Annotated in this window: 16 protein-coding genes and 1 riboswitch; of the genes, 14 read left to right on the top strand and 2 right to left on the bottom strand. The window is 70.7% G+C overall.

The window, feature by feature from the left end; translation table 11 throughout:
- Position 1 precedes the first annotated feature (1 nt).
- The 7 genes from glyA (at position 2) to NLX94_RS20120 (ending at position 7,890) form a co-directional block, all read left to right on the top strand.
- Positions 2-1,258: a serine hydroxymethyltransferase gene (gene glyA, locus NLX94_RS20150; RefSeq protein WP_254384335.1), complete on the top strand. Its 1,257-nt coding sequence runs from the start codon at positions 2-4 to the stop codon at positions 1,256-1,258.
- Between the two features lie 172 nt (positions 1,259-1,430).
- Complete coding sequence (locus NLX94_RS20145) at positions 1,431-3,083, top strand: APC family permease (RefSeq protein WP_374683991.1); 1,653 nt, start codon at positions 1,431-1,433, stop codon at positions 3,081-3,083.
- Positions 3,084-3,218: 135 nt separating this feature from the next.
- Positions 3,219-4,601 carry an L-serine ammonia-lyase gene (locus tag NLX94_RS20140; protein ID WP_254384333.1) on the top strand — a complete coding sequence of 461 codons (1,383 nt, stop codon included), beginning with the start codon at positions 3,219-3,221 and terminating at the stop codon, positions 4,599-4,601.
- A gap of 282 nt (positions 4,602-4,883) precedes the next feature.
- Entirely contained in the window at positions 4,884-5,198 is a 315-nt protein-coding gene (locus NLX94_RS20135) for a hypothetical protein (RefSeq protein WP_254384332.1), read from the top strand.
- 213 nt (positions 5,199-5,411) lie between these two features.
- On the top strand, positions 5,412-5,819 hold the full coding sequence (locus NLX94_RS20130) for an SsgA family sporulation/cell division regulator (RefSeq protein ID WP_254384331.1): 408 nt from the start codon (positions 5,412-5,414) through the stop codon (positions 5,817-5,819).
- A gap of 106 nt (positions 5,820-5,925) precedes the next feature.
- A complete protein-coding gene (locus NLX94_RS20125) occupies positions 5,926-6,450 on the top strand; it encodes a hypothetical protein (protein ID WP_254384330.1) in 525 nt (174 codons plus the stop codon).
- Positions 6,451-6,633: 183 nt separating this feature from the next.
- Positions 6,634-7,890 (top strand): MFS transporter, encoded by a 1,257-nt coding sequence (locus NLX94_RS20120; protein WP_254384329.1) that lies wholly within the window; start codon positions 6,634-6,636, stop codon positions 7,888-7,890.
- Positions 7,891-7,901: 11 nt separating this feature from the next.
- Here the strand turns inward: NLX94_RS20120 and NLX94_RS20115 are convergent, their stop codons facing one another.
- Positions 7,902-8,627, bottom strand: a complete 726-nt coding sequence (locus tag NLX94_RS20115) for a flavodoxin family protein (protein WP_254384328.1) — start codon at positions 8,625-8,627, stop codon at positions 7,902-7,904.
- Positions 8,628-8,737: 110 nt separating this feature from the next.
- Positions 8,738-8,932, top strand: a riboswitch (cobalamin riboswitch).
- A gap of 28 nt (positions 8,933-8,960) precedes the next feature.
- Between NLX94_RS20115 and NLX94_RS20110 the strand changes: the two genes are divergently transcribed.
- From NLX94_RS20110 to NLX94_RS20090, 5 genes are read left to right on the top strand one after another with little or no spacing between them, the layout of a single operon-like run.
- Positions 8,961-9,656: an energy-coupling factor ABC transporter permease gene (locus tag NLX94_RS20110; protein ID WP_254384327.1), complete on the top strand. Its 696-nt coding sequence runs from the start codon at positions 8,961-8,963 to the stop codon at positions 9,654-9,656.
- Positions 9,657-9,673: 17 nt separating this feature from the next.
- On the top strand, positions 9,674-10,003 hold the full coding sequence (locus NLX94_RS20105) for an energy-coupling factor ABC transporter substrate-binding protein (RefSeq protein ID WP_254384394.1): 330 nt from the start codon (positions 9,674-9,676) through the stop codon (positions 10,001-10,003).
- A gap of 3 nt (positions 10,004-10,006) precedes the next feature.
- Positions 10,007-10,756, top strand: a complete 750-nt coding sequence (gene cbiQ, locus NLX94_RS20100) for a cobalt ECF transporter T component CbiQ (protein ID WP_254384326.1) — start codon at positions 10,007-10,009, stop codon at positions 10,754-10,756.
- The gene (locus NLX94_RS20095) at positions 10,753-11,586 is read left to right on the top strand and encodes an energy-coupling factor ABC transporter ATP-binding protein (protein WP_254384325.1); all 834 of its coding nucleotides are present in this window, start codon (positions 10,753-10,755) and stop codon (positions 11,584-11,586) included. Before cbiQ ends, NLX94_RS20095 begins: the two co-directional genes overlap by 4 nt.
- A gap of 36 nt (positions 11,587-11,622) precedes the next feature.
- Entirely contained in the window at positions 11,623-12,177 is a 555-nt protein-coding gene (locus tag NLX94_RS20090) for a PadR family transcriptional regulator (RefSeq protein WP_254384324.1), read from the top strand.
- A 44-nt stretch (positions 12,178-12,221) separates the two neighbouring features.
- On the opposite strand, the gene NLX94_RS20085 is transcribed toward NLX94_RS20090, so the two are convergent.
- Positions 12,222-12,434, bottom strand: coding sequence for an EF-hand domain-containing protein (locus tag NLX94_RS20085; protein ID WP_254384323.1), 213 nt, complete (start codon positions 12,432-12,434; stop codon positions 12,222-12,224).
- A gap of 254 nt (positions 12,435-12,688) precedes the next feature.
- Here NLX94_RS20085 and NLX94_RS20080 point away from each other — a divergent pair, with 254 nt between their 5' ends.
- A complete protein-coding gene (locus tag NLX94_RS20080) occupies positions 12,689-13,495 on the top strand; it encodes a tRNA-dependent cyclodipeptide synthase (RefSeq protein ID WP_254384322.1) in 807 nt (268 codons plus the stop codon).
- Positions 13,476-14,726: a cytochrome P450 gene (locus NLX94_RS20075; protein ID WP_254384321.1), complete on the top strand. Its 1,251-nt coding sequence runs from the start codon at positions 13,476-13,478 to the stop codon at positions 14,724-14,726. Before NLX94_RS20080 ends, NLX94_RS20075 begins: the two co-directional genes overlap by 20 nt.
- Positions 14,727-14,768: the final 42 nt, after the last annotated feature.

Genomic DNA, 14,768 nt, shown 5'->3' with positions numbered 1-14,768 from the left:
GATGTCTGTACTGAACACTCCCCTCCACGAGCTCGACCCGGACGTCGCCGCCGCCGTCGACGCCGAACTCGTGCGCCAGCAGTCCACCCTGGAAATGATCGCGTCGGAGAACTTCGCTCCGGTCGCCGTCATGGAGGCCCAGGGCTCGGTCCTGACCAACAAGTACGCCGAGGGCTACCCCGGCCGCCGCTACTACGGCGGCTGTGAGCACGTCGACGTGGTCGAGCAGATCGCGATCGACCGCATCAAGGCGCTCTTCGGCGCCGAGGCCGCGAACGTGCAGCCCCACTCGGGCGCGCAGGCCAACGCGGCCGCGATGTTCGCGCTGATCAAGCCGGGCGACACGATCATGGGCCTGAACCTGGCCCACGGCGGTCACCTGACCCACGGCATGAAGATCAACTTCTCCGGCAAGCTCTACAACGTGGTCCCGTACCACGTCGACGAGACCGGCGAGGTAGACATGGCCGAGGTCGAGCGCCTCGCCAAGGAGACCAAGCCGCAGCTGATCGTCGCGGGCTGGTCCGCCTACCCGCGCCAGCTGGACTTCGCCGCCTTCCGCCGCATCGCGGACGAGGTCGGCGCGTACCTGATGGTCGACATGGCGCACTTCGCCGGCCTGGTCGCCGCGGGTCTGCACCCGAACCCGGTGCCGCACGCCCACGTCGTCACCACCACCACGCACAAGACCCTCGGCGGTCCGCGCGGCGGTGTCATCCTGTCGACGCAGGAGCTGGCCAAGAAGATCAACTCCGCGGTCTTCCCGGGTCAGCAGGGCGGCCCGCTGGAGCACGTGATCGCGGCCAAGGCCGTCTCGTTCCTGGTCGCGGCCTCGCCCGAGTTCAAGGAGCGCCAGGAGCGCACCCTGGAGGGCGCGAAGATCCTCGCCGCCCGTCTGGTCCAGGACGACGTCAAGGCCGTGGGCGTGGACGTCCTCACCGGCGGCACCGACGTGCACCTGGTCCTGGTCGACCTGCGCAACTCCGAGCTGGACGGCCAGCAGGCCGAGGACCGCCTCCACGAGGTCGGCATCACGGTCAACCGCAACGCCATCCCGAACGACCCGCGGCCGCCGATGGTCACCTCGGGTCTGCGGATCGGTACGCCGGCGCTGGCCACCCGCGGTTTCGACGCCGAGGCCTTCACCGAGGTCGCCGAGATCATCGCGCAGGCGCTGAAGCCCACCTACGACGCGGACGACCTGAAGGCGCGCGTCTCCGCGCTCGCCGCGAAGTTCCCGCTGTACCCGTCGCTCTAAGCAGCGGCTTGAGAGGGCCCGGTCTTGTTGTGCACAGGGCCGGGCCCCTTTCATGACCAAAGCCCCAGGCGGATGCGACCTCTTGCCGCTGATTCTTCCAATAAATGGCAAATAGGCTCCGAATAAGGAACGACCGCACCCCCTGGCAGGACGGACAGCACACCCCATGGACATGAGCGCAGCGAACAAGAAGGGACTCAGTCTCTTCGCCCTGATCATGATTGGGCTCGGCTCGATCTTCGGCTCGGGGTGGCTCTTCGGCGCGGGCCAGGCCGCCGCCGTCGCGGGACCCGCGGCGATCATCGCCTGGGTCATCGGCGCCGTCTTCATCGGCATGATCGCCATGTCCTACGCGGAGGTGGGCGCGGCCTACCCGCTGCCCGGCTCGATGGCCCGCTTCGGCACCATCTCGCACGGGCCGGTGCTGGGCTTCATCACCGGCTGGGCGGTCTGGATCGCCATCGCCGCGCTGATCCCGATCGAGTCCATCGCCGGTACGCAGTACATGTCCTCCTGGAACTTCGGCTGGGCCAAGGGCCTGGTCGAGAACGGCGGACTGACCACCTCCGGCATGGCGATGGCCCTGTTCCTGACGGTGGCCCTGTGGCTGGCCTGCTACTGGTCGGTCGCCCTGCTCGCCAAGGCGAACAACCTCCTCACCCTGGTCAAGTTCGCCATCCCGGTGCTCGCCGTGATCGCCCTGATCGCCTCCGGCTTCCACACCGGCAACTTCACCGACCACGGCGGCTTCGCCCCCAACGGCTGGCCCGCCGTCATGACCGCCGTCACCACCTCCGGTGTGGTCTTCGCCTTCAACGGCTTCCAGGCCGTCGTCAACCTTGGCGGCGCCGCCAAGAACCCCGGCCGCGCCATCCCGCTGGCCCTGGTCGGCGCGCTCTCCCTCGGCCTGGTGATCTACCTGGCCCTGCAGATCGCCTTCATCGGCGGCGTCCCGCCGGAGAAGCTGGCCGAGGCCGGCGGCTGGAGCGGCATCAACTTCTCCTCGCCCTTCGCCGACCTCGCCAAGATGCTGATGCTGCACTGGGTCGTCACGATGCTCCAGTTCGGCGCCTTCATCTCCCCGTCCGGTGCCAACATCGGCAACGTCGCCTCGGCGTCGTACATGGCGCAGAACCTCGCCGACACCGGCTTCTTCCCGAAGAAGATCCGCGAGGTGCACCCCAAGTACGGCACCGCCCGTCCCGCGATGTGGCTGAACCTCGGCTTCTCGATCCTGCTGCTGGTCACCGTCGGCCACAGCTGGGAGGCCCTGGCCTCCGTGGTCTCCGCCGCGATGGTGGTCTCGTACCTGATCGGCCCGATCGCGGTCGGCGTCTTCCGCAGGACCAAGCCCGAGCTGCCGCGTCCCTTCCGCCTCCCGGCGGCCAAGATCCTGTGCCCGATCACCTTCGCCTTCGCCGCCTGCGCCCTGTACTGGTCCAAGTGGCCCGACACCGGCAAGGTCGTGCTGCTCACCCTGGTCGCCGCCCCGATCGCGGCCGTGGTGCTCAAGCGCAAGGGCGAGAAGAACCTGGCCAGGCAGTTCGCCCCGGCCTGGTGGATGATCGCCTTCCTGCTGTGGCTGGGCACGCTGTCGGCGCTCGGCAGCAAGGAGTTCGGCGGCCACGGCATCATCCCCGGCGGCCTCGACATCGCGATCGTGGGCCTCTCCGCCCTCGGCTTCTACTTCTGGGCCGTACGGTCCGGGGTCAAGGCCCACTACGCGGGCCTGCCGGGCCCCGACCCGGTCCTGGATGCACCCGGGGCCGACGCCGGCGCCGCCGAGGCGTCCGAGGCCCCGGAGCGCACCCTGACCCACGCCTGATCCCCCTCCGCCCGACGCGTCCGGCAGCCGAGCTGTTCATCTCACCGAGTTAAGCTCGTCTGCCGGACAAAATCCGCAGATCCACCCCTCCTGCCCACGCTTCCCACCCACGAGCAGACATAGGAGTCCGCAACCGTGGCCATCTCCGTCTTCGATCTCTTCTCGATCGGCATCGGTCCCTCCTCCTCCCACACCGTCGGACCGATGCGCGCCGCGCGCATGTTCGTGACCCGGCTCAAGAAGGACGGCGTCCTCGCCCAGACCGCCTCGGTCCGCGCCGAGCTCTTCGGCTCCCTCGGCGCCACCGGGCACGGCCACGGCACCCCCAAGGCGGTGCTGCTGGGCCTGGAGGGCCACTCCCCCCGCACCGTGAACGTGGAGACCGCCGACGACGAGGTCGAGCGCATCCGCAGGACGGGCCGCCTGCGCCTGCTGGGCACCGAAATAGGCGATGGCCACGAGATCGCCTTCGACGAGCCGAACCAGCTGATCCTGCACCGCCGGCGCTCGCTCCCGTACCACGCGAACGGCATGACGCTCTTCGCGTACGACGAGGCGGGCACCCCGCTGCTGGAGAAGACCTACTACTCGGTCGGCGGCGGCTTCGTCGTGGACGAGGACGCGGTCGGCGAGGACCGGATCAAGCTCGACGACACCCCGCTGAAGTACCCCTTCCGCAGCGGCGACGAGATGCTGCGCCTCGCGAACGAGACCGGCCTGTCGATCTCCTCGATGATGCTGGAGAACGAGAAGGCCTGGCGCACCGAGGAGGAGATCCGCGAGGGCCTCCTGGAGATCTGGCGCGTCATGCAGGCCTGCGTCTCGCGCGGCATGTCCCGCGAGGGCATCCTCCCCGGCGGCCTGCGGGTCAAGCGCCGGGCCGCCTCCACGGCGCGCCAGCTGCGCACCGAGGGCGACCCGATGATGCACCGCAGCGAGTGGGCGACCATCTACGCGATGGCGGTCAACGAGGAGAACGCGGCCGGCGGCCGGGTCGTCACCGCCCCGACCAACGGCGCGGCGGGCGTCCTGCCGGCGGTCCTGCACTACTACATGAACTTCGTGCCGGGCGCCGACGAGGACGGCGTGGTCCGCTTCCTCCTCGCCGCCGGTGCGATCGGCATGCTCTTCAAGGAGAACGCCTCGATCTCCGGCGCCGAGGTCGGCTGCCAGGGCGAGGTCGGCTCGGCCTGCTCGATGGCGGCCGGCGCCCTCGCGGAGGTGCTCGGCGGCACCCCGGAGCAGGTCGAGAACGCGGCCGAGATCGGCATGGAGCACAACCTCGGCCTGACCTGCGACCCGGTCGGCGGGCTCGTGCAGATCCCCTGCATCGAGCGCAACGGCATGGCGGCGGTCAAGGCCGTCACCGCGGCCAAGATGGCGATGCGCGGCGACGGCAGCCACAAGGTCTCCCTCGACAAGGTCATCAAGACCATGAAGGAGACGGGCGCCGACATGAAGGTCAAGTACAAGGAGACCGCCCGCGGCGGTCTCGCGGTCAACGTCATCGAGTGCTGACCCGCACCACCGTCTGACCGGCGAGGGCCCCGACGCATGGCGTCGGGGCCCTTGTCGTTGAGGTCCTCGCGGTGGGGTTACGCCAGTAACTTCGTTCGAGATTGGGCGGTATATGAGGTTTGACGGGAAGTTGATCACGCTTGAGGGGGAACAAGGCAGTCTGAGCTGGTTTCTTGATGATCACCTGCGCCAGGGTGGGGGCACGACGTCGCGTCCACACCCCCGGCGGTCGGCCAACCGTCTTGGACCACAGCCGTTTTGCTCAACTGGAGGACTTGAAACATGGCAAGCACCCGCAGCATCCGCGTGATGGCGGCCGCCGCATCGCTCCCCCTCGCCTTCGCGCTCCTGTCGGGCGTCGCCCGGGCGGACAACGGGGCCGGTGCGGCCGGGACCGCGTCCAACGCGGCCCTCGCCGACATCCTCGGCAGCGGGGTCGGCGGCAGCAACCTCGGGAACTCCTCCACCGCCCAGCAGGTCGCCTCGGGCTTCGGCGCCTCCAACCAGAACAACGGCGCCCAGGCCAACGGCTCGGGCTTCACCGCGATCGGGCAGTCCAACTCCCACGAGTCGTTCATCTACAACCCGCTCCCGTAGTTCCGGCCGGGGCCCCGCCCCGGTCCCGCCCTTCCACCGAGCCCCGCCCTCCCCCCGGAGGGCGGGGCTCGGCGCGTCGGGCGAAGTCGGGCCGAGCGGCCCGGCCGGAGGGGACCTTCGGCCGCGGAAAGGCGGACCCGGGGTGGACTAGCTTGCCGAGGGGGCATGCCGCACGCACGCCGGCGAGGCCCCGTCCGAGAGAGAGGCGCCCGCATGCCCGGCACCGAACACCGCGTCCTCCCGCTCCGCCTGGAGGCCGCGTCCGAGACCATCCCGGTACGGGGCGTCTTCGTGTACCGCGCCGACCGACCCTACGAGGTCTCCCTCGACTTCGAGGGGGCCGGCATGCACCTCGCCCGCTGGGTCTTCTCCCGGGAGCTGCTGCTCGACGGCCAGGTCTGCGCCACCGGCGAGGGCGACATACAGGTGTGGCCGCGCTGGAAGGGCACCGAGCCGCGGGTCTTCCTCGCCTTCAGCAACGGCGAGCAGTCGTGCGTGGTGTCGGCCCGGGCCAAGGACGTGCACGCGCTGTGCCGCCGGATGACCGAGCTGGTGCCGCGCGGCCAGGAGCACCGGTACTACGACCTCGACGCCGAGCTGAACGCCCTGCTGCCCAGCTGAAGCGGACGAAGCCGGTGAACCCGGTGAACCCGGTGCAACCACAGCCGTACCGGGCGCGTCTTCGCGGGTGACACCGTTCCCCGTCTCTCGGAATCGAGGGGACGCCATGAACCGTCCACGCCGCCGGCAGGCCACCGCACTGGGGTTGGGCGCACTGCTCGCCGCCTCCCTCGCCTTCGCCGCACCGGCCTCCGCCGCGACCGCAACCACCACCGCCTCCGCCTCCGCCACCGCCACCCCGCTCGTCGTCAACGCCCGCTGGGGCGGGCACTGCACGTACGACCGGGTGGTCATCGACGTGCGGGGCTACGTCCCCGACGTCACCGTCACCCGCGTCCCGAAGCTGGTCTACGACGGGTCCGGCAAGCCCGTCCCGCTGGCCGGGCGGTACTTCCTGGAGATCCGCCTGCATCCCGCCGCCGGACACGACGACGCGGGCCGCAACGTCTATCGCGGGCCCAAGCTCCTCAAGATCTACCTGCCCAAGCTGAAGGGCCTCGCCCTGACCGGCGACTACGAGGGGTACGTCACCCTCGGCGCCGCCTTCCACACGAAGCCCGCCTACACCTCGTTCAAACTGCACTCCCCCGAGCGCTTCGTCCTGGACATCGCGCACCCGAACGTCTGCTGATCACCCGGGCGGGCGGCATGTCCGCCACCGGGAAGCGCGCGTGCCGGTGGCCACACGGTCGGCCACCGGTACTCGTGCCGCGTCGGCCACTCCTTGCGTCATGAGGTTAGTTCCGTATAGAAACTCATCTGTTAACGAGTGAGTTCCCAAAGGAAACTAACTAGACCCGGGGGTGGGCTCCGCATGAGCGGAACACAGGCGATCCACGAGCGCGACCGACGCGACGACGAACAGGAATCCTCCTCGCAGGGCGTCTTCTGGCGCTTCTGGGCCGCCGCCACGGTCAGCGGCGCGGGCAGCGCCGTCACCGTCCTCGCCCTGCCGCTCGTCGCCCTCACCGTGCTGGACGCCACCGCTTTCCAGGTCGCCCTGCTCGCCGCCGCCGGCCAGGTCTCCTGGCTGCTGCTCAGCCTCCCGGCCGGCGTCCTCGCGCAGCGCGTGCCGCTGCGCCGGCTCCAGGTCACGCTCGACCTCGTACGGTTCGCGGCGCTCGGATCGCTGCCGCTCGCCTGGTGGATCGGCACGCTCACGTATCCGCACCTGCTGTTCGCGGCGCTCGTCACCGGCTCGGCGACCGTGCTGTTCGACATCGGCAACTCGACCTTCCTGCCCGCCGTCGTCCCGGCCCGGCAGCTGGCCGCCCGCAACAGCGTCATGTCGGGCACGCACGCCGTCACCGACACCGGCGGCCCCTCCCTCGGCGGCGTCCTGATCGGTGCGACGGGCCCGGTCGGCGCGATCGTCGTGGACGCCGCCAGCTACCTGGTCTCCGCCGTGCTCCTGCGCACCCTCCCCGAGAGCCGCCCCGCGCCCCGCACCGGCGAGAGCGCGCTGCGGCTGATGCGCGCGGGATGGCGGTACGTCGCCAAGCACCCGGTCATGCGCCCCTGCATGATCTGGGCGACCGCAGCCAACTTCCTCAACGCGGCCCTCGTCACCCTCACCCCCCTCTACCTGGTCCGCGGAGCCGGCCTCGACTCCGTGCAGCTCGGTCTCGTCCTCGCCGCGGACGGGGTCGGCGCGCTCGCCGGCGCCGCCGTGGCGGTCCGCGTGACCACGCGCCTCGGCACCGCGCGGGGCATCATCCTGTCCGACCTGGCCGGCGGCTCGCTGCTCCTGCTCGCCCCGCTGACCACGTCGGCGGGGGACGCGTACTGGTTCGCCCTGGGCAACGCCGGCTTCGCCTTCGGCACCGTCATCGGCTCGATCACCACCCGCACCTATCGGCAGACGCAGTCGCCCCCGGAACTGCTGTCCCGTGTGATGGCCACGGTCCGCTTCGTCTCCTGGGGCGCGCTGCCGCTCGGCGCGCTCACCGCCGGTCTCCTCGCCACCCAGTTCGGCGCCCGTACCGCGCTCTGGACCGTCTGCGCCGCCGCCCTCCTGCCCCCGCTCTACCTCTTCTCCACCAAGGTGGGCCGCCACCGCGACCTCATCTGACGGGCTCGGGCTCAGCGGTGCTCGGGGTTCGGGAAGTCGAAGCGGCAGCCCGCGTCCCACAGGGAGCGCTGATTGCCGTGCGCCGGCATTCCACCGGACCTCTTGAGCAGAGCGGCCAGGTGCATGAGGTTCCAGCTCATGAAGGCCGTGTTCCGGTTGGTGAAATCGTTCTCGGGTCCGCCGGATCCGGGGTCCAGGTACGAGGGCCCCGGTCCGGCCTCGCCGATCCATCCGGCGTCGGCCTGCGGGGGGATCGCGTAGCCGAGGTGCTGGAGGCTGTAGAGGATGTTCATGGCGCAGTGCTTGACGCCGTCCTCGTTGCCCGTGATCAGCGCCCCGCCCACGCGCCCGTAATAGGCGTACTGGCCCTGCTCGTTCAGGATCGAGGAGCAGGCGTAGAGCCGCTCGATGACCTGCTTCATCACCGAGCTGTTGTCCCCGAGCCAGATCGGGCCGCACAGCACGAGGATGTCGGCGTCCATGATCTGGCTGTAGAGCACCGGCCACTGGTCGCTCTCCCAGCCGTGGTCGGTCATGTCGGGCCAGACACCGGTGGCGATGTCGTGGTCCACGGCCCGGATGAGGGAGGTCCGGGCCCCGGCCGCCTCCATCACCGCGCGGCTCCTGTCGATCAGGCCCTCGGTGTTGCTGGGCTCGGGCGATCGCTTGAGCGTGCAGTTGACGTAGACGGCGGTGAGGTCGGAGTAGTCGGGGTCGCGCGCGGGGTCGGTAGCCACCCGCCCAGCCTCACGGGGCTCCGGCCCGCCCGCCACCGGACCGCACCCGTCCGGGCCGCGCCCGCCCGGGTGCGCAGAGGGGCCGGGTTGTTACCGGTCCGTGCGGCCGACTAGGGTCATCGGGCCTTGGTGTTCGGGAAACCGGTGGGAAACCGGTGCGGCCCTCGCCACTGTGATCGGGAAGTCCGGCTCCACTCCTGCGGGAAAGCCACTGGGCTGCGCGGGAGGTTCCGCGCTGCCCGGGAAGGCGGAGCATGGACGTCAACCCGTGAGCCAGGAGACCGGCCGGGGCGCGTTGTCCATCCACGAGGTGCTGGAGAGGTCTCCCTACTCATGCATATAGCCGAGGGGTTCCTGCCCCCTTTGCACGCGGTCGCCTGGGGCGCCGTGTCCGCCCCCTTCGTCGTCCACGGCGTCCGCTCGCTCACCCGCGAGGTGAAGGCCAACCCGGAGAGCACCCTGCTGCTCGGTGCGTCCGGAGCGTTCACTTTCGTCCTGTCCGCCCTGAAGATCCCCTCCGTGACGGGCAGTTGCTCGCACCCCACGGGGACGGGGCTCGGGGCGATCCTGTTCCGGCCACCGATCATGGCGGTGCTGGGCACGATCACCCTCCTGTTCCAGGCCCTGCTGCTGGCGCACGGCGGGCTCACCACCCTCGGCGCCAACGTCTTCTCCATGGCCATCGCCGGCCCGTGGGCGGGCTACGCCGTCTACCGCCTGCTGCGGAAGTCCGGACTCCCGCTGATGGTCACCGTGTTCTTCGGCGCCTTCTTCGCCGACCTGGTCACCTACTGCGTCACCAGCCTGCAGCTCGCCATGGCCTTCCCCGACCCGGCCTCCGGATTCATGGGCGCGCTCGCGAAGTTCGGGGGGATCTTCGCGGTCACCCAGATCCCGCTGGCCGTGAGCGAGGGACTGCTGACCGTCCTGGTGATGCGGCTGCTGATGGCGTCGAGCAAGTCGGACCTGATCCGGCTGGGCGTCGCGAAGCTGACGGCCCCCCGTACCGGAGAGAAGGCGGCGGCCTGATGAGCGGAATGTCTGGTATGTCGAAGAACACCAAGATCAACGCCCTGCTGCTGCTCCTGGTCGCGGCGCTCGCCGTCCTGCCGCTCGCCCTGGGGCTGGGCGAGGGCAAGGAGGAGCCCTTCGCCGGCGCCGACGCGCAGGCGGAGGCGGCGATCACCGAGCTGAAGCCGGACTACGAACCCTGGTTCTCCCCCCTGTACGAACCCCCCTCCGGCGAGATCGAGTCCGCGCTGTTCGCCCTGCAGGCGGCCCTGGGAGCGGGCGTGCTCGCGTACTACTTCGGCGTCCGCAAGGGCCGCCGCCAAGGAGCGGCCGCCGCCGCTGCCGCCACCGCCCCGGAGGCCTAGGCGGTGCTGCCGATCGACGTGGCCGCGCACAGCAGTCGCTGGCGCGGCCGCCACCCGCTGGAGAAGGCCCTGCTCGGGATCGGGCTGACGGTCACCGCCGTGTGCCTGCCGCCCTGGCCGGGCGGGCCCCTGGTGGCCGCCGCCACCCTCGCCGTGCTGCTCGGCCCGGCCGGGGTGGCCGGCCGACAGCTCTGGCGGGCCTTCCGGATCCCGCTCGGCTTCTGCTTCACCGGGGCGCTGCCGCTGCTCTTCGCGGTCGGCGGCCCGGCGGGGCCGGTCTCCCTGGCCCCCGAAGGCCCCCGGACCGCCGCCGAACTGCTGCTGCGCACCTCCGCGGCCTCGCTCGGGCTGCTGCTGTTCGCCTTCACCACCCCGGTCTCCGACGTCCTGCCCCGGCTGGTCCGGGCCGGGGTGCCGGCCCCGGTGGTGGACGTGGCCCTGGTCATGTACCGGATCGGCTTCCTGCTCCTCGACTCCCTGACCCAGGTCCGCCGGGCCCAGGCGGCCCGGCTCGGGCACACGGGCCGGGCGGCGGTGTGGCGATCCCTGGCCGGGCTCGCCGCCACCTCCTTCGTACGGGCCTTCGACCGCGCGGCCAAGCTCCAGGCGGGCCTGGCCGGCCGCGGCTACGACGGCGCGCTGCGGGTCCTCGTACCGGAGGCGACCCTGTCGTGGCGCTTCCTGACGGCCACCGCGGCCCTGCTGGCGTCCCTGATCACCCTGACCCTCACCCTGAAGGGGCTCGTCCTGTGAACCCGACGCCGAACCCGGTGGTGGAACTGTCCGGCGCGGGCTACGCCTACGAGGACGGCCCGGCCGTCCTGACCGGCGTCGACTTCGCCATCGCGCCGGGCCGGGCGCTGGCCCTGCTGGGCCGCAACGGCAGCGGCAAGACCACGCTGATGCGGCTGCTCAGCGGCGGCCTGCGGCCCGGCGCGGGCTCGCTGCGGCTGGACGGCACGGAGGTCTCGTACGACCGGGCCGGGCTGACCCGGCTGCGCACGTCCGTCCAGCTGGTGGTGCAGGACCCGGACGACCAGCTGTTCGCGGCCTCCGTCGAACAGGACGTCTCCTTCGGCCCGATGAACCTGGGCCTCCCCGCCCCGGAGGTCCGCGCCCGCGTGGACGCGGCCCTGGCGGCCCTGGACATCACCGCGCTCCGGGACCGCCCGACCCATCTGCTCTCCTACGGCCAGCGCAAGCGCGCGGCGATCGCAGGGGCGGTGGCGATGGCTCCGCGGGTGCTGATCCTGGACGAGCCGACGGCCGGCCTGGACCCGGACGGCCAGGAACGGCTCCTGGACGTCCTCGCGGGCCTGCGCGCCTCCGGCACGACGGTGGTCATGGCCACCCACGACGTGGACCTGGCGGTCCGCTGGGCGGACGACGCCGCGGTCCTGACCCCGGCGGGCATCCGCTTCGGCCCGGCCGAACCCCTCCTCTCGGACCCGGACCTCCTGACCTCGGCAGGCCTCCGCCCGGCCTGGTCCCCCGCGGTGACCGCACTGCTACGGGCCCACGGCCTCCTGGCGGCGGACGCCCCCGGCCCCCGCAATCCGGAGGCACTGGCCACCTGGCAGTAGATCGTGCCCGGTCTGCCGCAAATCTAGGATGGCCGCATGTCGCTGCCGCATGCCATCCTCACCGCTCTGCTCGAGAAGCCCTCGTCGGGGCTGGAGCTGACGCGGCGGTTCGACAAGTCGATCGGGTACTTCTGGTCCGCGACGCATCAGCAGATCTACCGGGAGCTCGGCCGGCTGGAGGATGCCGGGCTGATCCGGGCGCTGCCCAGCGAGGGGCCCGTGCGGGGGCAGAAGAAGGAGTACGAGGTGCTGCCCGCCGGGAGCGGGGAGCTGGCGCGGTGGGTCGGGGAGCGGCAGGATCCCAAGCCGGTGCGGGATCCGCTGCTGCTGCGGATCCGGGCGGCCGCGGTGGTGGGGCCGGAGGGGCTGGCCGCGGAGCTGCGGCGCCATCTTGAGCTGCACCGGGCCCAGTTGGCCGTGTACGAGGCCATCGAGGCGAAGGACTTCCCGGCCGGGCGGGACTCCGACGAGGACCGGCTGCGGCGCGTCGTGCTGCACGCGGGAACCGGGCTGGAGACGTTCTGGCTGCGCTGGCTGGAGGAGGCCCTCGCCGAGGTGGAGGGCATGGCCGCCGGGCCGCGGCAGGCCTGACGCGCACCCCCGGCCCGGCAGGGGCCGGGGGGTCGCGCGGGGGCTTACTTGTTCAGGGAGTCCCAGAACTCGTCGAAGCTCAGCAGGCCGTCGTCGTTCGAGTCCTTGGCGGCGATCACGGCCTCCGCGACCGGGCCGGTGACGAACGGGTCGCCCATCTCCGCCATCGCCGAACGGAACTCGTCGGCCGTGACGAAGCCGTCACCGTTCACGTCGAACTTGCCGAACGTCGTCCGTGCGCTCTCGATGTCCGCCACTGGGTCCACCCCTTCTTGGTGCTTGTTGACCGGCCCAGGGTAGCGGCAGCCGCGGCACCCCCACGCCCCGGGTCCCGTTCGAGCGGCAGATAGAAATTCAATTACTCTTCCGTAGTGCGGAAGCGATAATTCCAGCCAACAATTCAAGCCCCCACTTGTCACGCTCCGGCACCACCGCATAACGTAGCGACATTGCCGCCACACCGGGAGCGCAGGGCTCCCAGGGACAAGCGGCAACAAGGGCGATCACACAGGTGACGATCACAGCTGACGCATCATTCGAAGTTCTGCCCTTCACCCGCACTTGCCACCACATCTGGGAAGACGGCGACCATGTGCTCATCGGAGTGAGTCCTGGCAACAGCTACTTCAGCTCCGAGCGCATATCCAGCCTCGCCCGATGGGCCACGACCCGCTTCGCACAGGTCGACTTCGTCTACGCAGACCTCCACGTGGACAGGATGTTCGCCGCCTTCGGCTACACCCGGGAACACGCGGAGAAGCGTGCGACGAAGGAAATCAAGGCAGTCCGGCGAAGGATTCTCAAAGGCGTGGAGGAATCAGGGCCTCCGCATGCCGAGATCCGAGTGAGGGCACTTTCGGAGTTCCAGTCGAACCCCGTCTACCAACTTCTGCACCGGCGCGTCCTCCATTTCCTGGAGACCGATGACGAATTCCGCAAGGGCTGCGAGGAAATGGCCCTGCACTTTGTCGGCTCCAAGTTGCCGGAAGGTGAATCCATCACCGACGCGCAGTTGCAGGTGTGTTTCGATTACATGGCGGCCGAGCTGCCGTTCTTCATCGACACCCCGAGCATTCTCGACGTGCCGTCCTCCGTGGCGGCCTACCACGTCAAGATGCCGATGACCGACGTCCTCTTCGCGCGCGGTGGGGGACTGCGCGCGACGAGGAACCAGGCATACGCCGTGGTGCGGCCCGAGGCGGCCGAAACGGCCCAGCCCGACCCGCACCACGTGAACCACGCGAACCACGCGGGCACGCACACGCACACGCACACCGCACCAACCGAAGGGACCGTCGATGAGCGTCGAGCAGCTTGAGGGCACCGGAGTGACCACCGGACGGACCGCCGAGCCCCTCATCGACTTCCCGCTCTCGCGGCGCGGTGACGTGCTCCCCGAGGAGTGCACCTGGCTGCGCGAGAAGGCGCCCGTCGCGAAGGTCCGTACCCTCACCGGGGACCCGGCCTGGCTGGTGAGCAGCTATGCGCTGGCCAAGCAGGTGCTGGAGGACGAGCGCTTCAGCCTCAAGGACACGGCGAACGCCGGCGTCCCGCGCCAGTACGCGCTGACGATCCCGCCCGAGGTCGTCAACAACATGGGCAACATCAACAGCGCCGGACTGCGCAACGCGGTCATGAAGGCGCTCAACCCGCGCCAGAAGGGCCTGCAGGACTGGCTGCGCGCCAAGGCCGGCGAGCTCATCGACGGGCTCGTCGCCGAAGGGGGGCCCGCCGACCTGCGGGCCGGGTTCGCCGACCCCTTCTCGGCGGCCATGCACTGCCAGGTGCTGGGCGTGCCGTTCGAGGACTGGCGGCGGCTGATGTCGGGGCTGGACGTCGCCTTCATGACCGCGCGCGAGCCGTTCGCCGACTCCGCGCTCAACTGGTACAAGGACGTCGGCTACTTCGAGGAGCAGCTGCGGGCGCAGCTGGCGCTGCCGGCCGAGGAGCGTACGGGGCTCCTCGGCAAGTTCGCCGAGCTGAAGGAGGCGGACCCGGAGTCGGCGCACCTGACCGACGACATGTTCGCCACCGTAGCCGTCTCCCTCTTCGGGGCCGGCGCCGTCTCCACCTCCGCCTTCCTGACCCTGGCGGTCCTGGCGCTGCTGCAGAAGCCCGAGCTCATCGGGTACCTGCGCAAGCACCCGGAGCGCATGGGCAAGGCGGTCGACGAGCTGCTGCGCTGGAACCTGTCCGTCGGCGACGGCCTGCCGCGCATCGCGATGGCGGACATCCAGGTCGGGGACGTGCTGGTGAAGGAGGGCGAGCTGGTCCTCGTCCTGCTGGAGGGGGCCAACTTCGACCCGGAGGCCTTCGAGAACCCGGACGAGCTGGACCTGGAGCGCGAGGGATCCAACGCCAACCTGGCCTTCGGCGCCGGCCGGCACTTCTGCCCGGCCTCCGCGCTGGGCCGGGCGCACGCCGAGATCGCCCTGGAGGTGCTGGTCGAGCGGCTGCCCGAGCTGCGTCTCGCCGTACCCGCGGAGAACCTCGTGTGGCGGACCGGCTTCATCAAGCGCCTCCCGGAGCGGCTCCCCGTCGCCTGGTGACGGTGAGCGCATGAGCGTGCCCCGGGAGCTGTGCGAGCCCCC

The sequence above is a fragment of the Streptomyces sp. TBY4 genome (assembly GCF_024213195.1).
Taxonomy (GTDB): domain Bacteria; phylum Actinomycetota; class Actinomycetes; order Streptomycetales; family Streptomycetaceae; genus Streptomyces.
Note: the sequence above shows the minus strand (reverse complement) of the source record. Positions and strands in the feature narration are given on the sequence as shown.